At 52.8% G+C, this 24461-nt stretch carries 21 protein-coding genes, 1 rRNA gene and 1 other RNA gene (1 of these 23 only partly in view); 20 read left to right on the forward strand and 3 right to left on the reverse strand.

Going from position 1 to position 24461, the window contains the following annotated elements:
• Positions 1 to 212 precede the first annotated feature (212 nt).
• The 13 genes from TPANIC_RS01240 to glpQ all read left to right on the forward strand — a co-directional run bounded on the left by TPANIC_RS01240 (position 213) and on the right by glpQ (position 14876).
• A complete protein-coding gene (locus TPANIC_RS01240) occupies positions 213 to 3449 on the forward strand; it encodes a P-loop NTPase family protein (protein WP_235214077.1) in 3237 nt (1078 codons plus the stop codon).
• A 145-nt stretch (positions 3450 to 3594) separates the two neighbouring features.
• Positions 3595 to 5388, forward strand: a complete 1794-nt coding sequence (locus tag TPANIC_RS01245; RefSeq protein ID WP_010881694.1) for a vWA domain-containing protein — start codon at positions 3595 to 3597, stop codon at positions 5386 to 5388.
• Between the two features lie 50 nt (positions 5389 to 5438).
• On the forward strand, positions 5439 to 6512 hold the full coding sequence (locus TPANIC_RS01250) for an N-acetylmuramoyl-L-alanine amidase (protein WP_010881695.1): 1074 nt from the start codon (positions 5439 to 5441) through the stop codon (positions 6510 to 6512).
• The gene (locus TPANIC_RS01255; RefSeq protein ID WP_014342783.1) at positions 6509 to 6982 is read left to right on the forward strand and encodes a GerMN domain-containing protein; all 474 of its coding nucleotides are present in this window, start codon (positions 6509 to 6511) and stop codon (positions 6980 to 6982) included. The genes TPANIC_RS01250 and TPANIC_RS01255 overlap by 4 nt, the downstream gene beginning before the upstream one ends.
• Positions 6983 to 7060: 78 nt before the next feature.
• Positions 7061 to 8113: a flagellar filament outer layer protein FlaA gene (locus TPANIC_RS01260; RefSeq protein ID WP_010881697.1), complete on the forward strand. Its 1053-nt coding sequence runs from the start codon at positions 7061 to 7063 to the stop codon at positions 8111 to 8113.
• A 112-nt stretch (positions 8114 to 8225) separates the two neighbouring features.
• The gene (gene rpsT / locus TPANIC_RS05230) at positions 8226 to 8513 is read left to right on the forward strand and encodes a 30S ribosomal protein S20 (protein ID WP_010881699.1); all 288 of its coding nucleotides are present in this window, start codon (positions 8226 to 8228) and stop codon (positions 8511 to 8513) included.
• Between the two features lie 31 nt (positions 8514 to 8544).
• Positions 8545 to 8862, forward strand: a complete 318-nt coding sequence (locus tag TPANIC_RS01265; protein ID WP_010881700.1) for an HU family DNA-binding protein — start codon at positions 8545 to 8547, stop codon at positions 8860 to 8862.
• The gene (lnt, locus tag TPANIC_RS01270) at positions 8852 to 10492 is read left to right on the forward strand and encodes an apolipoprotein N-acyltransferase (RefSeq protein ID WP_010881701.1); all 1641 of its coding nucleotides are present in this window, start codon (positions 8852 to 8854) and stop codon (positions 10490 to 10492) included. Before TPANIC_RS01265 ends, lnt begins: the two co-directional genes overlap by 11 nt.
• Positions 10483 to 10896, forward strand: a complete 414-nt coding sequence (locus TPANIC_RS01275) for a bactofilin family protein (protein ID WP_010881702.1) — start codon at positions 10483 to 10485, stop codon at positions 10894 to 10896. The genes lnt and TPANIC_RS01275 overlap by 10 nt, the downstream gene beginning before the upstream one ends.
• 236 nt (positions 10897 to 11132) lie before the next feature.
• Entirely contained in the window at positions 11133 to 12692 is a 1560-nt protein-coding gene (gene rho / locus TPANIC_RS01280) for a transcription termination factor Rho (RefSeq protein WP_010881703.1), read from the forward strand.
• Between the two features lie 118 nt (positions 12693 to 12810).
• Complete coding sequence (rpmE, locus tag TPANIC_RS01285) at positions 12811 to 13014, forward strand: 50S ribosomal protein L31 (RefSeq protein WP_010881704.1); 204 nt, start codon at positions 12811 to 12813, stop codon at positions 13012 to 13014.
• 44 nt (positions 13015 to 13058) lie between these two features.
• Positions 13059 to 13709: a CDP-diacylglycerol--glycerol-3-phosphate 3-phosphatidyltransferase gene (gene pgsA, locus TPANIC_RS01290; RefSeq protein ID WP_010881705.1), complete on the forward strand. Its 651-nt coding sequence runs from the start codon at positions 13059 to 13061 to the stop codon at positions 13707 to 13709.
• A gap of 114 nt (positions 13710 to 13823) precedes the next feature.
• Positions 13824 to 14876, forward strand: a complete 1053-nt coding sequence (glpQ, locus tag TPANIC_RS01295) for a glycerophosphodiester phosphodiesterase (RefSeq protein ID WP_235214078.1) — start codon at positions 13824 to 13826, stop codon at positions 14874 to 14876.
• Positions 14877 to 14941: 65 nt separating this feature from the next.
• Here glpQ and TPANIC_RS01300 read toward each other — a convergent pair whose 3' ends face one another.
• Positions 14942 to 15652 (reverse strand): hypothetical protein, encoded by a 711-nt coding sequence (locus TPANIC_RS01300; protein WP_010881707.1) that lies wholly within the window; start codon positions 15650 to 15652, stop codon positions 14942 to 14944.
• Between the two features lie 162 nt (positions 15653 to 15814).
• Here TPANIC_RS01300 and TPANIC_RS01305 point away from each other — a divergent pair, with 162 nt between their 5' ends.
• Positions 15815 to 16342, forward strand: a complete 528-nt coding sequence (locus TPANIC_RS01305; RefSeq protein WP_235214079.1) for a LysM peptidoglycan-binding domain-containing protein — start codon at positions 15815 to 15817, stop codon at positions 16340 to 16342.
• A 130-nt stretch (positions 16343 to 16472) separates the two neighbouring features.
• Here TPANIC_RS01305 and TPANIC_RS01310 read toward each other — a convergent pair whose 3' ends face one another.
• The gene (locus TPANIC_RS01310; RefSeq protein WP_010881709.1) at positions 16473 to 17819 is read right to left on the reverse strand and encodes an SH3 domain-containing protein; all 1347 of its coding nucleotides are present in this window, start codon (positions 17817 to 17819) and stop codon (positions 16473 to 16475) included.
• 114 nt (positions 17820 to 17933) lie between these two features.
• On the opposite strand from TPANIC_RS01310, the gene TPANIC_RS01315 reads away from it, so the two are divergent.
• The 5 genes from TPANIC_RS01315 (at position 17934) to ssrA (ending at position 22503) form a co-directional block, all read left to right on the forward strand.
• Complete coding sequence (locus TPANIC_RS01315) at positions 17934 to 18977, forward strand: cyclic nucleotide-binding domain-containing protein (RefSeq protein ID WP_010881710.1); 1044 nt, start codon at positions 17934 to 17936, stop codon at positions 18975 to 18977.
• A complete protein-coding gene (locus tag TPANIC_RS01320) occupies positions 18970 to 19629 on the forward strand; it encodes a Crp/Fnr family transcriptional regulator (protein WP_014342784.1) in 660 nt (219 codons plus the stop codon). The genes TPANIC_RS01315 and TPANIC_RS01320 overlap by 8 nt, the downstream gene beginning before the upstream one ends.
• A gap of 273 nt (positions 19630 to 19902) precedes the next feature.
• A complete protein-coding gene (locus tag TPANIC_RS01325) occupies positions 19903 to 21429 on the forward strand; it encodes a LamG-like jellyroll fold domain-containing protein (RefSeq protein ID WP_237250218.1) in 1527 nt (508 codons plus the stop codon).
• A gap of 4 nt (positions 21430 to 21433) precedes the next feature.
• Positions 21434 to 22090 carry a deoxyribose-phosphate aldolase gene (deoC, locus tag TPANIC_RS01330; protein WP_010881713.1) on the forward strand — a complete coding sequence of 219 codons (657 nt, stop codon included), beginning with the start codon at positions 21434 to 21436 and terminating at the stop codon, positions 22088 to 22090.
• 59 nt (positions 22091 to 22149) lie between these two features.
• Positions 22150 to 22503, forward strand: a transfer-messenger RNA (tmRNA) gene (gene ssrA / locus TPANIC_RS05235).
• 18 nt (positions 22504 to 22521) lie between these two features.
• On the opposite strand, the gene brnQ is transcribed toward ssrA, so the two are convergent.
• Complete coding sequence (brnQ, locus tag TPANIC_RS01335) at positions 22522 to 23889, reverse strand: branched-chain amino acid transport system II carrier protein (protein WP_010881714.1); 1368 nt, start codon at positions 23887 to 23889, stop codon at positions 22522 to 22524.
• Between the two features lie 261 nt (positions 23890 to 24150).
• Between brnQ and TPANIC_RS01340 the strand changes: the two genes are divergently transcribed.
• Positions 24151 to 24461, forward strand: a 16S ribosomal RNA gene (locus TPANIC_RS01340); it runs 1238 nt beyond the window's last position.

Here is a 24461-nt window from a genome sequence, read left to right on the forward strand (position 1 = left end):
AGGGGCGGTGTCTGCCCTTGGCAGGGGGTGTTTTTGCCCTCGTCCTTTCTCTTGATTCATCTGGACGTCGGTTTTGGGTGGCGTGCTCTTGTGCGCCTTATCAGCATAAACGGAGGGTCCATACGGTGGGGGGGCTACTCTCGGATCCACATAATTTTGCGCGCGCGTGTGCCCTCTTTCGTGAATTTTCCGCAAGGGAAGAGCGCTCGGGGGTGGTTCGCGCAGAGCTCAAGTGCCCTGTTGACGTTCGTGATTCGTTCTTGCGTGCGTCTAGGGAGATAGATCCCCGCGCTGCGCATAGCCTTCAGCAAGAGGAAGTGCTCGGCGATGGGCGCGCCGCGCTGTGCAGTGCAGATTGCCTGTTGTTACAGGCATTTACGCACTTCCATAATACGGAACTTGCACGGTATCGGGCACGTTTGGCAGATATTGACGCGCGTATTGTGTATGAGCGCTTTTTGCGCGACTGGGAGTGTGCAGTCGCCTGTGCCCACTTCGGTATCCATAGGCGGAGTACGGTTTTTACCAGAGTGCACTCAGATGCCATACGGGATCTGGAGGAGCAACGAGCAGCGCTCGCGTTGGAAACACCTGAATCCTTTTTCGTTCTCCATGCTGCTCAATGGCTTGGGGAAGTTGAACGCGTCAGCTCGGGGGTGTTTGCGCAAACCCCCTCTGTTAGTGCTGCACTTGAGAGGATAGCGACAAGCCTTGCCCGCGGGGATGCGGTGCTACTCCGCGGGCATCTCGGCACGGGAAAGACTGAGCTCGCCGTGCTCGCCGCGGAGCGTTTTGCGCTTCATAAATTAATCACTGAAGATGTCCGTTGTGCGCTTAATGAGTGGTGCACTGCTGCAACCGGTGGCTCGTGTGCGGAGATTCGGGGCAGCGAGCGTGGCGTGTCAGATGCCTTACAAAACTCCCAGGAAGCGCGTACGCAGTTTCAACGCCTTTTTTCTCAGCGCGCGGCATATTATGAACAGGCGCTACGTCTCGGTGACGAGCGGCTTTTGCAGCGCATCAAACCCCTATTTATTTCGGGGTCAAAGCACATCGACACAGAGGATCTGTTTCTTGAAAAGACGCTTGTGTTAAAAAACAGTCTGGAGGGAAAAACACCCGAACACTGTTACCAGGATGTGCATGCCTTTACTGAGCGTGGTTACGCATTTGATCCAATGCTGGATATCTATCTTGCAAAGTATGGCAATTTTGGCACTGAGGTACAAAAGATTGAGCGTGAGGTGCTGCGCGCAGTAAAAGAGGGACGACCTCTTGTTATCGATGAAATCAACGCAATTCCCATGCAGCATCTCATCGCACTCAATGATATTTTGCAAAAACGGGTAGGGGATTTCGCCTATATCCCCGGGGTAGGCCCGGTAAAAATAGCTGCAGGGTTTGGCGTAATTGCCACGGGGAACATCAGCAGTGGACTTGTTCATTACGAGGGCACTGGGGCGCTCAACCCCGCGTTTGCTTCGCGCTTTAACACGTTCGAATATGATTACCCTCCGCAGTCCACAGAAGGTCTTTATACGAATCAGGCGCATCCTGAGAAAAATGAACTTTTTCGCATCATTCTCGCGCGTCTTGCCTCTTCTGGAGGATCACTTTGCCTGCCGGATATTGATGGTTCATTGGACAAGCTGTTTAAACTTGCGCAATTGGCAAAGGTGACGCAGCAGGTATTTTCCGGCAAATGGAAAGATAGCACGGGGGGAAGTGAGACGCATGACGGTCTTGGGGATGTGGAGCCTGAGCTGCGTGAAGCGGTGCTTTCCATTCGTAATGTGATCCGTGTGCTTGATGAGTGGAATCGGGGCGAAGAGAAGGATGTGGATCAGGCGCTGTGGGACGGCTTTATCGGTGGTGTTTTGAATGCAGACGATCAAAATTATATTTTATCGCAAGCAGTCCGATTTGGTTTTTTTCAAGAAAAGGACGGGTGGAGTGTGCGGCCCAAGGGGATTGGGGCAGGTTTTACTTCTTACGAAGAGATCCGTACCCGTCCTTACGAATACACGCGTCTGCCGGATGGGGTAAAAACTCTCGCTGAGGTGGTGGTATTGCTCTTTGGACACGGACCTACGTACGCCATGCATACACAGAATACAGTGCCGGATGTGGTAGATGCCGGTGCGATGTTGGTTCTGCACGATCGGATACACGAGTTGGTACGCGTGTGTGCAGCATTCAGACTTTTGCAGGAGAAATCATACGCACGTGAGTGTGCGGATCGGATTGCCCATCTGCAGTGTTCGTGTGACCAACTGGTGTCTGAGCACGCGCGATTGCGCAGTGAGGGAGGAACTCCGCGCGCACTGTGGGATGATCTTGCACGTGCAGAACAGACAAGTGACGCATTGATTCAGGAGCTGCTTCCCGAGTTTCGGCACTGCTTTCCCGATATCTGTGGAGATGAGTGCACGTACAGTGACGTGTTTTTTGAATTTGGAAAAAGCATCACCGCAGCGATTCCTTTGGCGGAAGATTCTGTCCTTATCGCAGGTGGCACAGATGATATACGGCTTTTATACCGGGTGCACGATCAATGGCTTGTTGCGGAATCCACGCATAAGAGCGTGAAAACGGATTGGCGTATTTGTGCGCTTATCTCTATGGGTGATGGAGAAGTAGTTGTCGTTACCGAAGGTGGTGAAACGATCGTGCTTTCTATTCAGGAACGATCGAAGAAGGCAGAGAGAAGAAGGGTTTCGTTTGAGGTAGTTGCGCGTGTTGAAGGCGTGTATGAGCGTGTGCTGTGTGTGGAAAAAGTAAATGCTCACCGAGTGGTGGTAGGTGATGAGACAGGTGCTCTCTTCATTTTAGAAAAGAGTGCACACGGATATGAGTATCGTGGGCCGATTCTTGGTTTAGGTGGGGGAATACGGGTAGTACGGGCTCTTAATACTGCGCAGCTTGTGGTGTTTAGTGGTTTTAGCGGTACACGCCTTTTACACAATGAAGAGTATTCTGACGCGATATATGGATTTGAAAATCCATACACTGAAGCGGTCGTGCTTTCTGAGGATCGAGTGGTAGTCTTTGGCGATGACGGGGAAAGTCGCGTGCTTCGGCACGAGCATGGCATGGCTGCGGGGGACTATGCGTATGGCGAATGGATTACAGGTTTCAAAAGTGTAGTGTTATGCGCGTTGGCGCTCTCTTCACGCATGGTGCTTGTTTTCGGCCGGGGTGGGGAGGCGCGTTTGCTGTCATTCGATGCTACGGGCACGGCGCAGTATTCTCGCTCATTTGGAAACACAACAGGAGCGGTCGTTTCTGCATTCTTATTGCAGAGTGAACACCCGTCGGTATTCAACGTGTTTATTGCGGCAGAAAATGGTACGTGCAGGCTTTTGACGGTGCACGAATTTTGTGAACCTTCTATGTTTAAAGAGAGACTGAGTAAGATCGTCGCGCCGCCGTTGCATGACAATGAATGAATGTGATGCGAAGCGTGCGCAAGAGAATTTTGCGCGTTTTTTTTCCGCTGAAGCACGGAATATCGCCACCTTTGCGGGGGATGCGCATTTTCGTTGTGTACCTATTTTACAAGCTGATCGGTTTGTGTTTGTTCCGCAGGAGGGGATGGTAGGGGTTCCACTGCAGTGGTTTTTAAAGGACGACTTTGACGGAAAAGAAATATTGTGGAACCTTTTCCGGGAGCTTGTTTACTATCGAGAATTAAAGGCGGATTACGCGTATTACTGCAACCGTGTGTCTTTTTTTGAAGACGCTGCACAGGGGATGCGACGTCTTATGTATGAGGCAGTTTTTTCTCGCGAAGCGAGAGATGAAATACGTGTTCGCGCCTTTGTTCAGCATTACTGCCACACAGAAGTGGCATCACTGTTTTACCTTTTCGATGCGGTGTATGCCTTCCACTATGTGCGGAACAGAGCTCCGTACTACACAACTCCAGAAGGAAGTGCGCTGCTGGCTTCTCTGTATCAAAAAGAACGGGGTGTGTATTGGGAACATACGGAAACGGCATTGCACTTGCAGTTTGCATATGCGCTTGCAGAGCGCGTGCTGTTCCATGATATGCCAAAGGGTTGCAATCGCGCATGCATCGCACGGGATCCTGTAGTACAGGAGGTGCTACGCACTTTAGTGCTTGGTACTGAGATGAGTAATTTTATTCACTCAGAATTTTTCCCCCTTTCTGGCGAGGTAGTCCCAACCAAGCACCGGGACCGTATTGTCTCTGTGTTTCTCTTAGAGCATTTTGTGCGGCTTTGGCATCTGAGTGTGGCAAATATCACATTCGAGTTAAAGAATATAACGGACAGAAGTTATGATCCTTTCAGAAACGAGCGTGCCTTCGAATACACTAAAAGTAATTTGCACGCTGTGCACTCAAGGGACGGGCAGCAAGAGCTGAAAAAAAGAGAAGATGTTTTTGAGTCTTGTACCACTCAGTTTGACGAGCGCTTCTCTATTTCTCCGAAGGAACGCAAAGAGTTTGCGCGGTTGCTGCGTACAACGCATCGTTTGCGTATCGATATGCGCTCGTTTTGGAAATCACTTATTGGAAAGTCAGTCCAGTGGATAGACTGTTACGAGGGGAAGTGCCCGAAGGGGAGGTTAAACGTAGGCGATTTTGTTTCAGTTTTCCCTGATTTTCAAGAATTTCGGGGTAGGGATCAGAGGTACAAGCTGCGCGTGTATGATCGTGTGTATGAAGTGCGTGCGTGTACGCTACGTCCGGCACAGATAGAAGTTTCATTCGTTGTTGATAACTCGGGTTCTATGAATAAAGAAAAGATTGCGAGTGCAAGGGAAGCGCTTGCGGTAAGTATGCTTTCGTTGAAAGATTTTGGAGAGTACTCAGACATGCTCGCAGCAGGTAGGCGTGAGAGAACAACTATTCATTCTGAGGTGTATTACTTTGGGAGCAGTTTTATAAAAGTGAAGTCATTTGGAAAGAGTAAATCGAAAGACTTCAATAGCGCGCAGCTTATCAAAGCATCGGTGAACTTAGATGGACGATTCGGAGGGACGAATGATGCAGAGGTGTTAAAACACATTCTTGCAGACGTGGAACGCAGGCGTGCACGTGTGTCGTCTGATACATCTTTTGTTAAGGTTGTGTTGGTAATTACTGACGGATGCTCCTCATACCCTCATGAGAGTCGACGAACGATAGAGGAACTGCGTCGGCGTGGAGTGATGATTTTTGGGTTCCAAATTGGATTGATGAGTCCGGAAGAAACCGCGCTTTTCCATGATGTATGGAATAGCACTGAGGAGTTAGGACTATTGTTAGGGGAGCGGTTGGAATATCTACCGCGTGAGCTTTTGCGTACTTTGCGTGTCGTTCTCAGTAAAGTGCACCGGTTGTCATCTGGTGAGAGATTGCATGCGCAAAGGGTATGGTAGTGTGGTGCGTGGACGTATGTGCTTATTGTGAGTAGGGAGAGGGGACAGGTGTGCATTGGTACTTTGACAGGGTATCTCGAGCGAGGGGCATTATGAAGTTTTTGCGTTCGTGTTTGATAGGTGGTGTTTTCTTTTTTGCACTGTGTCTTTCTGCTGATGAAGCGTTTGTGTCTGCGATGAAGCTTGCGCGTACGTTGAATGTGTCGGTTAGTTGGAATCCGCTTTCGCAAACAATTTTATTTTCCAAAGGTGAGCGACGAGTACAATGTCGGGTTGGGCAAGTGCTTGCACTATTGGATGGTAGTGAGGTGCTGATGATTGATCCGCCGGTGGTAAAGGACGCGGTGGTGTATGTAAGTGGAGGGTTTGCAGAGCGGCTAAGGAAAGTATTTGGGTATTCTTCACATCAACCTGAGCATCGTGTGGGTGCGGTGCTCATAGACCCAGGACATGGAGGAAAGGATTGGGGGACGAAGGGCTCGTACCGTGAGCAGGGTAAAACGGTGGTGGTGAAAGAAAAAGACATTGCGTTGCGTGCATCTCAAAATATCTATGACTTACTTACGGCGCGCTATCCGGATCGTAAAATCATTATGACGCGGAAAGGGGATTCATATCTTACGCTTGAGGAGCGTGTGGCGATGGCAAATGGGGTAAAGCTAGGGAAGTACGAAGCGATCCTGTACGTGTCGGTGCATGCGAATTTTTCATGGAATACAAAGGCTTCTGGGTTTGAGGTGTGGTACTTGCCGCCTGAATATCGCAGGTCAATTCTTGATAAAAATGCGGCGTCCAAAGAGGTGCTCCCGATCTTGAACTCGATGCTCGAAGAGGAATTCACAATGGAAAGTATTATGATTGCGCGCAGTATCGCTGACGGAATGCAAGCAAGCGTCGGTGCACAAAGTAAAAATCGTGGAGTAAAAGAGGAGGCCTGGTTTGTAGTACGGAACGCGAAGATGCCAAGTGTTTTGGTGGAATTAGGCTTTGTGAGTAATCCGGTAGAGGCGCGGTTGCTCAACGATGCGGACTACTTGAAAAGGTGCGCGCAGGGAATCTACAATGGGCTTGTTTCTTTTATCACGTATTTTGAAGGTTCGGGGGGATTTACCGGACCCTTATGATAGGGGATGGGGCAGCATTGTACGGTGTAGTGAGGGCGGTGTGTTGGACTCTCTTGCTAATAATTGGTGTGGCACTTGCGGTGCAGCAATTGGCGGGGGAGCGGTGTATTCGGTATGTGCTTTTCTTTGAGCGGATGCGTGATGGGGCAGTGGTGTGTGAGCCGCGCTATGTGCGTGGGCACACGCAAGGGGGTGCTGTGCGCGAGGTAGTGCGCGAATTGTTGTTAGGGCCGCAGCATCATGGTTACGCACGGTTGGTGGATCCAGCGGTGAGACCGCTGAGTTGTTTTTCTCGTGGCGATACGTTGTATATAGATTTGCCTGTAGGGGTGCTGTCACCGAAGTATCGGACGTGTAGTCTGCACCGTGCGTATGAGCTTTTTGAGCGATCGGTTGTGTTGAACTGTGCGCCGGTAAAGCGGGTGTGTTTTTATGTCGGGGGACGCGCGGGGTTTGAAAGTGATGGGTAGATGCAGGGGTGTTGACAAAATAGGCGGTGAGCGTATACTCGAAGAGTGGTTATCTTATTGTGCGAAAGGAGCGTTTGAATGAAGAAAGCGGTTGTGTTGAGCGCGGTGGCGCTGCTCTCGGGGGTGTGCGCGGTTGCTGATGAGTCAGTGCTCATCGACTTCGCAAAGCTGAACGCTGATATCATGGCGGATAAGAGTGGAGGTATGACGCATAATCGGCGTACCGTTCTGGACTATGCTTCTCTGGCGGATACCTCGTACACTGACGAGCAGAAGGCATTGATGAGATCTTCTCTTGCGGTTGCACAGTGGGAGGTTGTGCTGAATTCTTCCGCGCGTAATCCTGTCGCCCATGCTGCCTCTCGCGTTATTGAGGCTCCGGTAAGTGAGGGAGCGAAGAGTTTTGCTGGTGAGCGTGTCCTTGGTGTGCGCGTGTTGTTCCCCACGTGGGACAGTAACGCAAACGCAATGATAAAGCCGGCGTTCGTAATTCCTGCGTACGAGGTGATGGCTCAGGTGGACGATCAGGGTAATGTACAGGCCCCCACAGAGGAGGAGAAGGCTTCTGGAAAGGGGCGTTTTGAAGATGGGTACGGAGTGGTAAAGAATGTGGGTGTTCTTAAGTCCATCGCGGTGAACACTTACGGGATGAATTATCCTCATGGTTTGTACGTGATGATGCGGGATCAGGATGGTGAGGTGCATCGCTACTTCATGGGGTATCTCCTGTTCGACTCCTGGAAGGAGTTGGTGTGGAACAATCCTTCGTATATCTCTGATGTTCGGTCGCGGGAGGTGCGCTTGTATCCCGTGTATCCCGCGTCGACGCCCCACGTCGTGTTTGAAGGCTTTATGGTTACTAGGGACGCGGCTCATGCCGGAGGGGACTATGTTGGTTATTTCAAGGACGTCAAGATTATCTATGATAAGGCGGTGCTGAGTACGGTGCGCGATTTTGCGGACGAGGACCTGTGGGGTATCCAGGCGCGGCGTGAGGCTGAGCGTAAGAGAGTTGAGGTTGCGCGTTTCGGGCAGCAGCAGGTGCTGCGTTATATAGAGCAAGAGAAGCTTGCTACAGAGGTTGGTTTTACACCCTCTGGGGGTGCTCAGCGGCAGGAAGAGCAGCAGTAGTGCAGTAGTCTTCCTAGGGAGAGGGGGCGGTGGGGTTCTAGGCGCGGGGCGTGTCTTTTCCCTCTCTTCTTTTCTTGGGTTTTAGCGGTGTTTTGGCGTTCGGGGAGGTCGGATGGGTAGGAGTGTATCCGCCAGGAAGAGGCATGATCAGAGTGAGGTGCGTAGGATGCGTGGTAGGATGGCTAGGTCTGCGGCGCGTACTTGTGCGCGGAGGTATTTGGCTGCTGTTACATCCGGGGATAGGGAGAGTTCTCTGCCTCTACTTAGGAGCTTGGTGAAGCGACTTGACACCGCTGCCCGGAAAGGTGTTTTCGCTAGAAAGGCTGTGGCTCGCCAGAAGTCCCGAATGTGTAGACTGTACAACGGTGTGTTCTCTTCACCCGAGGTGGTGCGCGTTTGAGGCGGCTGTTTGCCCGCGTGTGTTTCTTGTCGTGAAGAGAGTTAGGAGAACGCGGTCTTTCGTTGTCGATGCACTTTGTGACGAGGTGGATTTGAGCCGTCGCCATGTCGCGAGGGTTGTTGATAGCTTTGTCTCTGTGGTAACCGCTGCATTGGAACGGGGGGAGACAGTCGAGCTGAGGGATTTTGGGGTGTTTGAGTCTCGCGTGCGTAAGGCTTCCGTCGGGAAGAGCATAAAGACAGGGGAGGTGGTCTCTATTCCAAGTCATTGTGTGGTAGTGTTCCGCCCCAGCAAGCGTTTAAAGAGTGCGGTGCGGGGATATCGTTCGGGGGAGGTTGGTGCGGATTGAGGAATGGTGTCGTTCCCGTCTGGGCGAGTTTTTGTTGTTTGTTCTGGCGGTTTCCCTGTTCGCGCTCTCTCACCCTAACCCTCTGCTTCCCAGAGGGTGTGCTCTCCTAGCGTATGGGGCGCTTGCTCCTCTCTTCCTTTTGGTAAGGTGGGCCTCGGGTTTTGCGGTTGTGTTCTGGGGGGGTGCGTACGGCGCGTTCAGCTACGGTGCGTTTTCTTATTGGCTTTTTGTATTTCATCCGGTGGCGTTGTGCGTAGTTGCCGGCTTCTCTGCGCTTTTTCTTGCGGCGCTGTGTCTTGCGCTGAAGGCTGGTGGTGCATTTTGGCAGCGGCGGGCGCTTCTCGTGCAGTGTCTTGTGTGGCTTGGGTATGAGTACGCGAAGACGCTTGGTTTTCTTGGTTTCCCTTACGGGGTTATGGGTTATTCGCAATGGCGTGTACTGCCGCTTATCCAAGTTGCATCGGTCTTCGGTGTGTGGGTTGTTTCTGCATTGGTGGTTTTTCCTTCAGCGTGGCTCGCATCTGTCCTGGGGCAGTGGGTTGAGGAAAGTGAAAGGAATGCTCGGGCGTTTTTGTCTGCCGCGTATAGCCACTGGGTTTCGGCGCTGGTGTGGGTTGGTCTGTGTGGGTTTTGTGTATGCGCGGCCAAGGCGGGATGGTGGCCGGATTGCACAGCTCACACGCGGGCAAAGGTTGCGCTCGTTCAGCCTAATGGTGATCCGCGACGCGGCGGTATCGAGTCATATCGGGCGGATTTTAGCACACTGACGTATCTTTCTGATTGGGCGCTTGAGCGGTATCCAGATGTTGATTTGGTGGTGTGGCCGGAGACGGCTTTTGTTCCTCGCATCGACTGGCACTATCGCTACCGGCACGAACAGCAGTCATTTCAGTTAGTATGCGATTTGCTGGACTACGTGAACGCCAAGAACTGCCCGTTTATTATCGGTAGTGACGACGCATATAAGAAGCGCACGAAGGAGGGGAATTGGGAACGTGTTGATTACAATGCGGCGCTTCTTTTCATTCCTGGGGTGAACGTGCTTCCGCCGAGTCCGCAGCGGTACCATAAGATAAAGCTTGTTCCCTTTACGGAGTACTTTCCGTACAAGCGGGTATTTCCCTGGTTTTACAACTTCTTGGAAAAGCAGGATGCGCGCTTTTGGGCCCAGGGGAGTGAATTCGTTGTGTTTGAGGCACGAGGGTTAAAGTTTTCTGTCCCGATTTGTTTCGAGGATGCGTTTGGGTACATCACGCGTGAGTTCTGTGCGCGTGGTGCCTCTTTGCTCGTCAATATTTCTAACGACAGTTGGGCAAAGAGTCTTTCCTGTCAGTATCAGCACCTGAGTATGGCGGTGTTTCGCGCAATCGAAAACAGGAGGGCACTGGTGCGTGCAAGTACGTCTGGCCAGACGGTTGCAATTGCGCCTGACGGGCGTATACTCGATGAACTACAGCCCTTTGCCCCGGGAGTTTTGGTGGCGGACGTTCCGATTGTCACATGCGCATGCGGAGGCTACCGGTATTGGGGGGACGCGTTGGGAGTCTTTTTTTGTGTGGCGTCCCTTTTTATATTGATTGCTGGTGGTGTGCGCCATATGCTGAGATGCAGGAGGGGCGGGTGGCGTTGAAACGGGTTAGCGAAGGGCATGGCAAGACTGTTCTGGGTGCGAAGACGGTGTTCGACGGGGTATTGCGATTCAAAGGTAACCTGCACATCAGGGGAAAGTTCTCCGGTGCTATCGATGCGCAGGGCTGTTTGACCATTGCGCCGGGTGCGGTGTGTGCAGTTCAGTACGCGCGTGCTGTTTCTATTTTTGTTGAGGGGGAAGTGAGAGGGAATCTGACGGTGGTTGATCGTGTGGAGATGAGGGATGGAAGCCGAGTGTTTGGGGATGTCACTGCTTCTAGAATTAAAATCTGTGATGGAGTTACGTTTGAGGGGTCTGTTTGCATGACTCGGGAAGGGAATGTTTCGAAGCGGGATCTATTTTCTGTCCAGTCTGAGCAATTGAAGGAGCATCTGCGTCGTTAGCGTAGATATGGTTGGGTCTTGACTGAATGCCTAAAAGAGGCGCACAGTTCCTGTATACACCACGTGAAGTTAAGGGTGTCGTCTTCTGTTTTCCTGGTGTTCTAGTCTTTAGCCAATTTAGGTGAGAGTGTTCTTGGGCGTGTACTCGTTGGACGTCGGTTTTTCTTTCCAGGGTTGTAGCGTGCACGGTGCTGCGTGCTGTTCAAACCGGTGTCGGTAATCTCGGTGTGTAAGTTATGAAAGTTTCTGTTGGTACCGTCGTCGGACAAGGAGAGTTGGGTTTGGAAGAGGGAATCGTGGGGAATCAGATTGTGTCTGAGGATAGTGCCGCTGACGTGGGGGAATGCGATGCCTACGGCGGGAGGAAGAAGCTCGTCATCCGCTCTCGCTCACGGAGACGAGTGGTGACGCCAAAAGCGCTGGAGGTGGAAAAACGTCCGCGAAGAGCCCTACGCTTTAAGCAAAATTTCTGCCCAGAAGATGCGGAAACAAGTGAGTCTTCCGCCGACGTTAAGGGTAGGGCGCGTTTGCTGATTGATGATTTAACTGAGATGGGGATGCATGCCCTGCGTGATTTTGCAGTACAGCGGGGTATCTCTCAAGAAGACGTGGTTGTCATGAAAAAGTCAGATATCATCTTTCACGTTCTTAAAAATCACACTGAGAATGGTGGCGTTATCTTTGCTTCTGGCTCGCTGGAGATATTGCCTGACGGGTATGGTTTTTTGCGTTCACCTCAGAACAGTTATTTGCCCGGTTCCGATGACATCTACGTCTCTCCAAGTCAGATTCGCCTGTTTAATCTGAAAACGGGCGACACCATCTATGGGCAGATTCGCTCCCCTAAGGAGGGAGAGCGTTTCTTTGCAATGCTCCGCGTGGAAACGGTAAACTTCGAAGAAGTAGCAAAGGTACAGGACCGTGTCCCTTTCGACAGTCTTACCCCTTTGTACCCGCGGGAAAAGCTGAATTTAGAAACAAGAACGGAAGATATCTCAACGCGTGTCATGAACTTGTTCTGTCCGATCGGAAAGGGGCAGCGTGCGCTGATTGTAGCGCCGCCGCGTACGGGAAAGACGATTCTCATGCAGAAAATTGCAAATGCCATCACGCAAAATCATCCTGAAGTTTATCTTATCGTGCTGCTCATCGATGAGCGTCCTGAAGAGGTAACCGACATGGAGCGTACGGTTGATGCTGAAGTTATTTCTTCTACGTTCGATGAACAGGCTACTCGCCATGTACAGATTGCAGAGATAGTGCTTGAGCGCGCAAAGCGATTGGTAGAGCACCGGAAGGACGTGGTGATTTTGCTTGACTCGATTACGCGTCTGGCGCGTGCCTATAACCAAACGATGCCAACTTCAGGTAAAGTGTTGTCGGGGGGAGTGGATTCAAATGCTCTGCACAAACCGAAACGCTTCTTTGGTGCAGCTCGCAATGTGGAGGAAGGAGGAAGTCTGACAATCATTGCCACTGCGCTTATTGAAACAGGCAGTAGGATGGATGAGGTTATTTTTGAGGAGTTTAAAGGTACGGGGAATATGGAGATAAATCTCGATCGTCGCCTTTCGGATCGGCGCCTATTTCCCGCGGTGAGTATTAAAAAGTCTGGTACGCGTAAGGAAGAGTTGCTCCTGACGGAGGAAGAAATGCAGCGTATTTGGGTGTTGCGTAAGGTAATCAATCCTATGGACGATGCAGAAATTGTGGAATTGTTAATTGATAAGATGCGTAAAACAAAGAACAACGAGGCATTTTTGAGGTCTATGAATACGGGTGCGTTCTCCTCCTGAGTAAGGAGACTGGAACGTGTGTCGGTTACACCCGGCGTGTACGAGCCTTCTGGAAGAGGGTGGATGTAACCTTTTTAAGGGCGCGGCGCGCTGTAGAATGGGGAAAGGAGCGATTCAGATGAAAAAGGGACTGCATCCTCGGTACGAGGAGACGAAGGTGGTGTGTGCGTGTGGTAACGTCATCGTGACTGCTTCTACCGTGAAGGACTTGCGGGTAGAGATTTGTTCTGCGTGCCATCCGTTTTTTACCGGTAAACAGAAACTGGTAGATTCAGCAGGACGCATTGACAGGTTCAATAGGCGATACAAAATTCGAGGCTAGGAGTACACCTGTGGTGTACCATTACGTCTTTCCCCTAGGTGAGTATGAGGCTTTCTGACTTTTATACTGCGCTGAGACTGGCGTTGGTTCTCCCTTTCTTTGCACTCTATCATATGTCACGTTGGGTTGTTATGTACTTTCCTGCTGCCAATGTGGGGCGTGTGGTGTCTATCGCGTCGGTGCTGCTTTTTCTTTTCATTGCGTGCACTGATTTCCTCGACGGTTATTACGCGCGCAAGTCAGGGAAGTATTCTAGTTTTGGGAAGGTTTTCGATCCCTTTGCTGATGTGATAGCGAATGTAACTGTCATGCTTTGCCTCGTGGCAGACAACTTCATGCCGGTTTTTCTTTTTCTGTGTATTTTGTATCGGGAATTTGGAATGATGTTCCTGAGAATGCTTGCGTGTGGCGAAGGTCACGTAGTTGGTGCCCAGAGAATGGGAAAGCTGAAAACAGCCTCGTATATGGGTGCGGTCCTTTTTTCGCTTCTTTTGAAAGCATTGTACGCCTTTGAATTGGCTGGCGCGGATTGGTATGAGCGCATGCGTGCGGTTGGCCGCCTGGTGTACGTGGTGCCAGTGGTATTGGCTCTTGCTTCTTTTTTTTCTTACTTGAAGACTTTTTTCCCCATTCTCAAGCGCGTGTGTGGGCGTACCCGTTACCCTGTATGCAAGACATGTCGTGAATGGGATTAAAACTGAAGGTAGGATCAGCGCTCAGTGGAGATATGCGGCGTGCTACTATGCACGGTGACGATCTGTGCATTCTATAACAGGGGAGGAGAGAAGTTTATGCGGGGAACATATTGTGTGACGCTTTGGGGGGGGGTGTTTGCGGCATTGGTTGCAGGCTGTGCGTCCGAACGTATGATAGTTGCGTATCGGGGCGCTGCAGGATATGTGCCCGAGCACACCTTTGCCTCGAAAGTTCTTGCTTTTGCACAAGGAGCAGATTACCTGCAGCAGGATGTCGTGCTTTCAAAGGATAATCAGCTTATCGTAGCGCAAAGCCATATTCTGGATAATATGACTGACGTGGCAGAAAAATTTCCACGCCGGCAGCGTGCGGATGGGCATTTCTATGTCATAGATTTTACGGTAGAAGAACTTTCCCTCCTCCGTGCAACCAATAGTTTCTATACGCGCGGTAAGCGACATACGCCGGTGTATGGCCAGCGCTTTCCTCTTTGGAAGCCTGGTTTTAGGCTGCACACTTTTGAAGAGGAGTTGCAGTTTATCCGTGGGTTGGAACAGACAACCGGGAAAAAGATTGGAATTTACTCTGAAATAAAGGTGCCGTGGTTTCATCATCAGGAAGGAAAAGACATCGCAGCGCTTACCCTCGCTCTGTTGAAAAAATACGGTTACCAAAGTCGATCGGATCTAGTGTATGTGCAAACGTATGATTTTAACGAGCTGAAGCGTATCAAACGAGAACTTTTACCAAAGTACGAAATGAACGTGAAGCTGATTCAGCGTGTTGCTTACACAGATCAACGTGAAACACAGGAGAAGGACTCGCGTGGGAAATGGATAAACTACAATTACAATTGGATGTTTGAGCCCGGTGGTATGCAGAAAATAGCAAAATATGCAGACGGCGTGGGTCCTGACTGGAGGATGCTCATAGAGAATGAATGGTCGAAGGTGGGCGCTGTTCGCCTGAGTCCGATGGTTTCTGCAATCCAAGATGCGAAATTGGAATGTCATGTGCACACGGTACGGAAAGAAACACTGCCTAGCTACGCGCGCACCATGGACGAGATGTTTTCCATTTTGTTCAAACAGACGGGCGCAAACGTGGTGCTCACGGATTTTCCTGATCTTGGGGTAAAGTTTCTGGGCAAACCCGCCCGCTATTGACCGGCTTCTGTGTAGTCCAGGCGATGTAAGTGTTCAGTGTCGCCTGGTACCGGTGGAGTTCGTTCTCAGTAGGTGTCGTTCATCTCCATGAAGCGAGCACGCACCGCCTCGAGACGTGCGAGCTCGCGCGATATGGTACGCGCATAGTTGAGCGTGCCGCGCGCGATGCGTTCTCGCTCGTCTTCCCAAGCAGGCAACTCGGTGAGGAACAGAAAACGAAACTGATCGGCGTTTGCGCGCTCGGCCCAGAGCGCCGCTTCGTGCCAGTATCGCCGTGCAGTGTGGTAGCACCGCTCGGCGGTAGCGAGGCTTTCGATATTCTCTTCTCTCCATGGTGCGTTGAAAAAGAGGGCTTCCCTTTTGTCAAATTTTTCGCCAAGACGCAAATGTTGCTCCGTCAGCTTGAGGTTTAAGTGCATCATGAAGAGTGCGCGGTATTTTTCCCAGCTTTTTTTATCGCGAATAGGCGCAAGTGCATAAAGGGGATTGGCGAAGTCGGCGTGTACAGCGCGCTCAAGCCAATGAATATTTTCAATAACTTCGTCCGGATACTGGTGCAGGTGTGTATGGTACAGACGGTAAAATTGCTCTTTAAATTGCACAAGATAGGCATGCGCTGGGTCGCCGCACAGCGCACAGACAGTGGTGAGAAGAGTAAAAACGGCGGAACGAAAGCTACGCGCACCCACGTTTGTCACTGTTTCGGTTGATTGTGTGCGTATCCTTAATGAATTGCAGTGCCATCCTTTCCGATGAAATGGACCTAAAGAGAGCACGCTGCTCCCGGCAGAGGTGGGAAGGACGGTGTGTGCGCTTGCTAAGAGTATGCCGTATGATTTTCCCCATGAGGTGGCATGTATCTTGTCTTCATTGGGGTTCTGTGTGAAAATGGGCCGCTATTTTGTCCGGATTGTGCGTGCAGTCTGGAGGAGGAGACGATGATGAGGAAGCTTAGTACGGGCCTGTTGCTGTGGATTGCGTTTATCTCGGGTGTTACGTCCTGCAAGTCTGCGCCTCCGGCGGAGGAGCTCGTGGAAGTTGCGCCGCCTGTGGAGGAGCAGGAAGAAGAGCCCATGACGCCCGTCCCCGAGGAGCCGCAGGAGCCTATGGCAGTCGCTCCGCAAGAGGTGTCGCGTGCTGAGTACGTGGTCAAAAACGAAGACACCCTTTCTCAAATTGCTAAAAAGTTTTACGGCTCGCGCATCCGCGGATACTATTTCCCCATTATTATGGCCTGTAGTGAGGGCGTGGTAACGCATCCAGACCGCATTAGGCCAGGTATGAAGTTGGTTATTCCGAACTTTGACGAGTTTATGGCTGATCCGGATCATGTCCGCAAGGGGCTTGAGGCATTCGCCCAGGTAGAGCGTATCTATCGTTCTGAGGGTAAGATGAAGCTAGCTGAGTTTATGAACAAACTCGGGGAAAAAATCGGCAAGACCGATCCTCGGGACATGCCGCGCTAGGAGTCACTGCGCGCCAGTTTGCTCAAATCCGCGCCGGGGTGGCAGCTGGCGGGCAGCCGGGCACACAGGGCTCGCTCGTCCTCCCAAAAGGGGCCTGCGGCCGTCTCCCTTCCCGACGGCTGACTGCTTCTTAGGGTTGGGGCTCGGCGTGTCCTTCCGGCGCGAAGTAGAGTACCACTGGGCTTACGCTCCTGCGGAGCACTGTCGCATCCTTCAGGTGGGTGGAGTCTATGTGTTCGAGCTTTAGCCCCCCGGGGGTGCGTAAGTACAGGAAGTGCACCCATTCCTGCGCGCTGTCAAAGTCGAAGGACAGCACCCCTTCATACTCGCTTTTCAGCGATTGATCTATGAAGCACCGCAGTGCTACACGCCCCGTGCTCCCTGCCCCTGCGGGGATAAGCGCCGGGGACAGCGCGCGCGCCCCTGTCCAGGTGAAGACGTTGCGTTCTGTAAAAGACAGCGTCCCATATATCTCAGAGTGAAGGCGCAGCCCTGGTGTGCAGACGTGTTCCAAAAGCGCACTGCGCCGCAGCTGCTCTTCTGCGATAATCTCTTCAGGCGTTTTCTCCAGGGTGACGAAGCGTTCTATGCGCAGGCGCCCAGCTTCGTCAGTGAACTGCGCGGCAAGGGTGTGCGCGTCCCGAACATAGATGCTCAGAGAGGATCCGTCAAAGAGGTACCCGTTGGATCCGGTTTTTACCAGACGGGAGTAGGGAAAGGCGTAGTGCGCATCGGGCAATTCAATGCGTGCGAGGCCTTTTTTCTCACCGACAAATAAACCCCAGCCGCTTGCCATTTTTTCTAAGTCGATGCGGCGCTGTTCAACCATGGTGCGGTAGTATTCAGGATACCACGCAGAGTTGAGTACGTGCTGAAGGTCGCGATCACGTGCGAGATCGTCCGTTTCTCGTACTGTAGGACGCGACTCGCGCTCATCAAAGAGGGATAGACCGTGAGAAAAACACCATCCGGTGGTACCGTCTTCGGTCATGACCTTGAACCAATCCCCTTCGAGGCGATTTTCACCGCGGTAGACGGCCTTCCCTGTACCCTTCCACAATAGCTTGACCGCCTGTCCCTCGCGGAGGCGATAAACTTGGGGGGCAGTGTTCTCAGGCCCTTCTCGCAGGGGCAGACCGTCGAGCACAGAGGTGGCGTAGCTGTAACGGTACTCGCGGAGGCGCTCAGCGTACTGAAGCGCCTCTTTCTTTGTCCTGCATAATTTTAGCTGCCAGAAAGGCAGCTCTACCTTTTTCTTCTGGATTTCCACAATGTACACTTGGGAGACGTTTGAGCGCACGTACACCGGCAGGATGTCTCCTGTACTCAGTCCCAGATCTGGGAGGGACCACTGGAGGACGCCGTAGCCAACCGTGTTGGTGCAAGAAAACAGCAGAAGCAGAAAGGGCACCAGCAGGCCGAGCGCACAGAAGCGCCTCCAGATAGAGTGAACTTGCACATACCGATAGTAGCACACCCACCTTTCCTGGAAAAGGCGTGCGAACGATCTCTGCAGGTGTGCGCGCAGGAGCGCGTGACGTGAATTCTGGAAAAAGACTTAAGTGCATGACCGTTCTATCGAAAATGTACCGTGGGAGCCACGCTTTTTCTCGGTGTCGCGTGGAAGACGGAGGCAGACGTGCCAAAAGCCATTCAGTATAAGGCCAATTCGGTTATCTATTTTTCAGGCGATCTTGACGATCGTGTTATGATCCTGAATAAGGGGCACGTGGCGCTTACCTTTGCGGATGTCGAAACAGGGTCGCAGGTGACTGAGTACATTAAAACTGGTGAGTTCTTTGGGGTTAAGTCTGCGCTCGGTAATTTTCCTCGTGAAGAGAATGCGATCACCTTGGTGGATTCGATTGTGTATGCGTTTGGGAGTCAGGAGTTTGAAGCCTTTGCTCAAACGAACATTCGCATTGTTATGAAGATGCTCAAGGTGTTCTCTCGCCAACTGCGGAGCGTGCATCGGCAGCTTGAGTCGCTCCTTGACTCTCAGGAGGAGACAAATAACGAGGAGGGTTTGTACACCGTTGCCCGTGCCTTTCACGCCTCTGAGCATTACCTTGCTGCAAGTCAGGTGGCGCAGCGTTACCGGGAACTGTATCCGGACGGAAAGCATCGGCACGATATTGCGTCGATGCTTGAGAGCGCCGACGGTACAGTCGGGCGCGGCTTTGAGGAGGCGGGTGCGCAAGGTTCGGATGCGGGTTTTGAGGTGCCTTCTGCTTTTGCTGAGTCAGCTGTCGATTCTGAAGTGGGGGATCTGCGTGCCGCAGAGCTTCTTGAGCAACAGGGAAAGTGGGGTGAGGCCTATGAGCATTACCGGTTAGGGTGCGCGTCGAACGGGGGAGTGGGCGCGGAGGCTGCGTATCTGGGTGCGGGGCGGTGTCTTTTTGAGCAGAGGGAGTTTGTGCGGAGCATTCAGACGTTCACTGAGTGCATTACCCGCAATCCGAAGTCTACGCGTCTTGCGGAGGTGCTGATGTATCTGGGACAGTGCTATCAGGGTATGGGGAGGCCGGATAAGGCGATTTCTTTTTACGACAAGGCGCTTTCTACCGCTCCTGAGTCTTTAGTTCCGCGCATAAAAGAGCTCCAGCGTTCCTGTGAGGAGGCGTCGCATGGCTGATGCCTTTGCCTCGTTTACGCGCTTTGCCAAAAAGTTTCAGCGGGGTTCTGTTATCTTCGCAGAGTTTGATGTGGGGGAGAGTTTCTACCTCGTGCAGAGCGGGCGGGTGCGTCTAATTAAAATTATCAACGGAAAGGAGCGCTACTTGGATGTGTTGCAACCGGGGGAGATTTTTGGAGAGATGTCTATTCTCGACAACTCACCGCGTTCGGCGTCTGCGGTTGCGTACGACGATGTTGTGGCGCTGGAGTTCAATCGGGAGAATTTCGAAGTGCTCATGATGGGTAATCCTGCTATTGCAATGCGGCTTTTGAAAACGTTTGTGCGGCGTATTTACACCCAGAAGCGGCGTTTTATGATTTTAACGATTCAAGATAGTACTGCGCGTGTGGGGGATGTTTTCTTGATGTTGGATGAAACGCAACCGCACGTGGATCGCAGCAGCGACGCGCGTTCTTTTGATATCAGCATCGAAGAGATAGCCCGGTGGGCTGGTCTTTCTGACAGGGAGGTACAGGACGCGCTGCGCAGGCTTTCTGATCAGCGGAAGGTTGAGTGGCAAGAGCGCCGGATAGTAGTTAAAAATATGACGGATTTGAACCGCTACGTGACCATGCGCCGGGGTAAGGGTGATGGTTTGCCCTTAGGCTGAACCGTTGTAGCGGAGTGCCCATTCGTTTTCGCTGTCTGCTGAGGAGACGCTCTTTTTCCCTGGGGTGTACCGTGCGCGTACATACAAAGGCGCTGCGCGGGCTTTGCGTGCAGCTCTGGTTCTGTACGGTGTGGGAGCTGTGTGAGCGCTCATTATTGATTATTCGTGTGGAAAGGCCGATACTCGGCGGCGATGGGTGCGCTTTTTGCGACAATATTCGCCCTTGTTGGGGTATGGTGCGGCGTGTGGAGGGGGGAGGGGAATGCTGCGGGTGTGCTGTATGCAAAGGAAGCGCAGCTGCTGCTCGGGGGTGCGCAGGGGTGGCAGTCGCTTACACGGGTAAAAAACCTGCGTACGCGTGTGGGGCGAGCGGGCCATCCGGCGCTTGAACTTTCTTCTGCTGCGCGTACCCGCAGTGTTCGGGGTGACTTGTATCTTAGTTTTGATGATCCGTTGGTCAGCGATTTGTACGGTCGTTATCGTGTGCAGTCCTCCTCTGCGCAGCATGTGGGCGAAGAGCGTGCGCATCGCGGAGCGGGGGCGGCGTTGTTTCGCACGATGCACCGCTCCGTGCCATCTGCATATGGGGGGGCCGCGGGGGGAGATGGTGCAGAAGGGGTAGTGCTACAGCCAAATCCGGGCGCTCTTTTTTATGGGTCGCAGGCCTTGTCTTCGTTCTCCATTGAGTTTTGGCTGTATCCTGCGGTGAGTGAGAACGGGGCGGTGTTGTTCCGGTGGCGTTCTTCTCTTTCTGATCGCGGACGTTCTTTTTATCAGCATATTGTGGCGCACATTTTACAGCACCGGCTTGAGTGGCGCGCGGAGGGGTTGTGGAATGACGTGCGCGGACAGGCAGTCTCTTTGCGTCTCCGTTCGCGTACGCACGTGCTGCCAGAGCGGTGGAGCCACCATATGCTCACGTACGACGAAACGCGCGGTGTGCTTGAGTATCGCATGAATGGGCGTACAGAATGTCTTGAGTACCTCACGGATTCGCAGGATGAAACTGGCCAGGTGTGGCATGCGCGTTTAGGCGCTGCAGCCGCAGTACATATCGGGGAGCGCTACTCTGGTCTGATCGATGAGGTGGTGATTACTGAAGAATTTGTTCCGCCGTCTGAAGCAGGAGAGGTGCTGCGCCGTTTTAACCGTCTTGCGCGTTTTGACCAGGCAGGTGGCCGCTTTGAGTCGGAGATCACGGATGCAGGAGGACTGCAGGCGGTGGTCCGGCGTGTGAATGCAGATGTGGATATTCCAGAGCAGGCAGATGTGGCGTTCTTCGTGCGAGTAGGACAAACGAAAGAGGACTGGACGTTGGAGTACCCGTTGTGGCAGCCGGTGGTGGCAGGCCAGCCGCTCAGCGGATTGGAAGGACGATACTTCCAGGTGGCTGTGCAATTGTATCCAGATGGTGCAGGTCGTAAGACACCGGTGGTGCATGCAGTAACCGTTGATTATGAGCAAGATGAGCGTCCTTTGCCCCCGGGGCGTCTTTTTGCGCAGGCGGCTGACGGGTCGGTGATACTCACGTGGACACCTTCGGTTGACTTTGACGTAGAGGGGTATGTGGTGTATGTGGGCGACACGTCAGGGATGTATTTTGTGGCGGGATCTCCTATTCGGGTGGGTAAGCGTTTGTCATATACGGTGCGGGGACTGCAGAACGGCGTTTTGTATTTTTTTGCGCTTGCAGCATATGACGGAGCAGGGGAGGAGCGGATCGGCCAATTGTCCGCGGAGGCGTGGGCGCGTCCGCTTCCCCATCTAGGTACGGCTGACATTCCGTCCCAGGGAGGATAGTGTCATGGAACTCAATGCATATATTGACCACACGCTCTTAAGGCCCTCTGCGTCTGAGGCCGAAGTGTTGCGTCTGTGCCAAGAGGCGCAGCACTATCGCTTCGCGTCGGTATGTGTAAATCCTTGCCATGTGGCGTTAGCAGCAGGTGCGGTGCGGGGGACGGCGGTGCGGGTGTGCAGCGTGATCGGTTTTCCCTTTGGTACGCACGTCACGGAGGTCAAGTGCGCTGAGGCGCAGCGTGCGTTGGACGATGGGGCGCAAGAGTTGGATATGGTCGTCCGTATAGACAAGGTGTGCGCGGGAGAAAGAGAGGTTGTAGAACGCGAAATTGCGCAGGTTGCAGCGCGGTGTCACGCGCGCGGGGCCATTGTAAAAGTGATCGTGGAAACCGCCCTCTTAGATGAGATGCACATCGCGTTTGCGTGTTCCTGTGTGGAGGCAGGACACGCGGATTTTATCAAAACATCCACCGGCTACGCGTCGCGCGGGGGAACGGAAGGGGATATTCAGTGCTTTAAAAAATATCTGAAAGGTGAGACAAAGATAAAAGCCTCAGGCGGCATCCGTACGCGCGCGCAGGCGCAGCGTTTTATCGAGCTTGGCTGTGCACGGATTGGTACCAGCAATGGGGTGGCGATTATGGAAGAGCGTGCCTCCTAGGTTGGGTGCACAGGGTGAGGGAGGGGGAATGTAGAGAAAAGGGCAGACGTCAGTCTGTGGGGGATGACTAGGTTTCGACTAGGGATGTGGGGTGTTGCGCTGCAGGTGGAGTGTCGATCTCCTGATTCGGCGCCTTTATAACTGCCAATTCTGACAGTTTCGACTACGCGCTCGCCGCGTAATCGCGGGCCTGTGTTTGCGCTGCTCTGAGCGAACATATCGGCCCGACGCCAAACGGAGCTTGCTCTTACGTTGTGCACGGCGGACGTAGGGGGACTTTTGTCTGTGCTAAGACTCTGGCGCGTGCGGTGCAGGCCTAGCAGAGTCCGACAAACGCAGTACGCACCGCTAAACCTGTAGGCGCGCAGCACTCGCTCTTTAGGACGGGGGTTCGATTCCCCCCATCTCCACAAGATGGTGAGATCCAGTGGTCAGTTATCCGTGAGGGGTAGCGTACCGCGAGGCGTGCATGTTTTTTCACGTAAGCGTGCATGCGCAGTACTAAGTATAAGAACTGCCGCGCTGGGGATAAGCCAGCAGAGCTGTTCCTGTGCGAGTGGAAGGGTATGTATGAGTGTATTCAACACGTGTCCTATCCGGGTGTGCGCCACAAGCGGCGTACCGACTGCACAGGTGCTGAGTGTTCCTGCGCTCCATACTGTCAGGCGGTAGGCGGCGCGTGGTATCCGTATGAGTCGCTCGAGGTGTGATATGCCAATGAGGACCAGCGAGATTGGGTATAGGATCATGAGTAGGGGTGTTCCGTATGCCAGTATACGTTCTAGTCCTGTATTTGCGAGCGCAAAGCTGGATATGGTGAACAGGCGTATCCAGCACAGGTAAGACACACGGGGTGCGCGTTTGTGGAAGTATTCGCTGACGCAAACAAGCAGTCCGGCGCAGGTAGTTAGGCAGGCAATTGTAAAGATCAGTCCTAGTAGTGCGATGCCTGCTTTTCCGAAAAGGTGGCGTGACACCGACGCGAGTATGTGCGCGCCGTTAACGGTATGGGGGAGTTGGCGGGCGCTGAGTGCGCCGAGATGCGCCAGTACTCCATAGGTAAAAAAGAGCATGACCCCTGCTATCCAGGCGACGGTGCGCATATCTGCGGGGGTGTTTGCTGGAGTGGGAGGGAAAGGGGCGGTTGTGTAGCGGGTCCGATGCAAATAGGTAAGGATCATATTGCCGAACATAAGGGAGGCGAGTGCATCCGTGGTGAGGTAACCGTCTAAGAATCCCTGGCTGAAGGGTATGTGGGTAGCGTAAGCGCCCTGTGCAGGGAGGTAGGGACCGAGTGTCGGAGTGAAGGAGGCAAGGAAGAGGAGGAGAACGAGTACTAGGAGCGCGGGGGTAAGTACTTTGCCGAGAGTGTTGCTTAAGGTGTGTGGGCGCATGCAGAGCCAGTAGGAAACAATGAAGAAGCATGTTGTATATATAAGCTGCGCAAGTAGTGTGGTATTCGCCCGATGGATGAGGGGAGCGATGGCGAGCGCAAAGGGGACGATTCCTGCCCGTGGGATAGAAAGCGCCGGTCCGATGACAAGGAGAGTAATAGCCGGATACAAGTGAGCGAAGCGTTTTCCTACCCTTTCTGACAAAGGGACAATACCGCCTGCGTGTGCGATAGTAATGAGCCCTGCGATTGGTATGAGGACTGCGGAAGTGGCAAAGCCGAGCAACGCCGTGGCGAGTGTCGTACCTGCGTGTTTTCCCAGTAAGGGGGGAAGGATGAGGTTTCCTGCACCGAAGAAGAATGAAAACAGCATGAAGCTCAGCGAGAGCGTGTGAGTATGTATCACGATTCCTCCTGGGAGTATTTTGCCGGGGCAGCGTTTGTATGTGAATAGGGGTGGTGCGGGTACAAAGGCGAGTTCTAAAGAATTTTATGCGGGTGGTGGGGGTTGACAAGGGGTATAGGTTATGGGTAGAGTGGTTGAGTTGTGTGTGCTGCGGGTATGTGGTGCGCGCGGAATGATATTTGAGAGGGTGAGGGAAGGGGGAGGGAAGGGTGTGGGGCGGACAGGTTGAGGTTTCGGACCCTGGAAACGGGGTTTAGAATAATGATGGAGAGTTTGATCCTGGCTCAGAACGAACGCTGGCGGTGCGTTTTAAGCATGCAAGTCGAACGGCAAGGAAGCGAATTTTCGTTTCTCTAGAGTGGCGGACTGGTGAGTAACGCGTGGGTAATCTGCCTTTGAGATGGGGATAGCCTCTAGAAATAGGGGGTAATACCGAATACGCTCTTTTGGACGTAGGTCTTTGAGAGGAAAGGGGCTGCGGCCTCGCTCAGAGATGAGCCTGCGACCCATTAGCTTGTTGGTGGGGTAATGGCCTACCAAGGCGTCGATGGGTATCCGACCTGAGAGGGTGA

This window comes from Treponema pallidum subsp. pallidum str. Nichols, assembly GCF_000410535.2.
Taxonomy (GTDB): Bacteria; Spirochaetota; Spirochaetia; order Treponematales; family Treponemataceae; genus Treponema; species Treponema pallidum.

Coding starts and splice junctions, on each gene's coding strand:
- deoC (WP_010881713.1), top strand. CDS start 21,434: ATGGAACTCAATGCATATATTGACCACACGCTCTTAAGGCCCTCTGCG.
- pgsA (WP_010881705.1), top strand. CDS start 13,059: ATGAGGCTTTCTGACTTTTATACTGCGCTGAGACTGGCGTTGGTTCTC.
- TPANIC_RS01260 (WP_010881697.1), top strand. CDS start 7,061: ATGAAGAAAGCGGTTGTGTTGAGCGCGGTGGCGCTGCTCTCGGGGGTG.
- rho (WP_010881703.1), top strand. CDS start 11,133: ATGAAAGTTTCTGTTGGTACCGTCGTCGGACAAGGAGAGTTGGGTTTG.
- TPANIC_RS01255 (WP_014342783.1), top strand. CDS start 6,509: ATGATAGGGGATGGGGCAGCATTGTACGGTGTAGTGAGGGCGGTGTGT.
- rpsT (WP_010881699.1), top strand. CDS start 8,226: ATGGGTAGGAGTGTATCCGCCAGGAAGAGGCATGATCAGAGTGAGGTG.
- TPANIC_RS01245 (WP_010881694.1), top strand. CDS start 3,595: ATGGTAGGGGTTCCACTGCAGTGGTTTTTAAAGGACGACTTTGACGGA.
- rpmE (WP_010881704.1), top strand. CDS start 12,811: ATGAAAAAGGGACTGCATCCTCGGTACGAGGAGACGAAGGTGGTGTGT.
- TPANIC_RS01320 (WP_014342784.1), top strand. CDS start 18,970: ATGGCTGATGCCTTTGCCTCGTTTACGCGCTTTGCCAAAAAGTTTCAG.
- TPANIC_RS01305 (WP_235214079.1), top strand. CDS start 15,815: ATGATGAGGAAGCTTAGTACGGGCCTGTTGCTGTGGATTGCGTTTATC.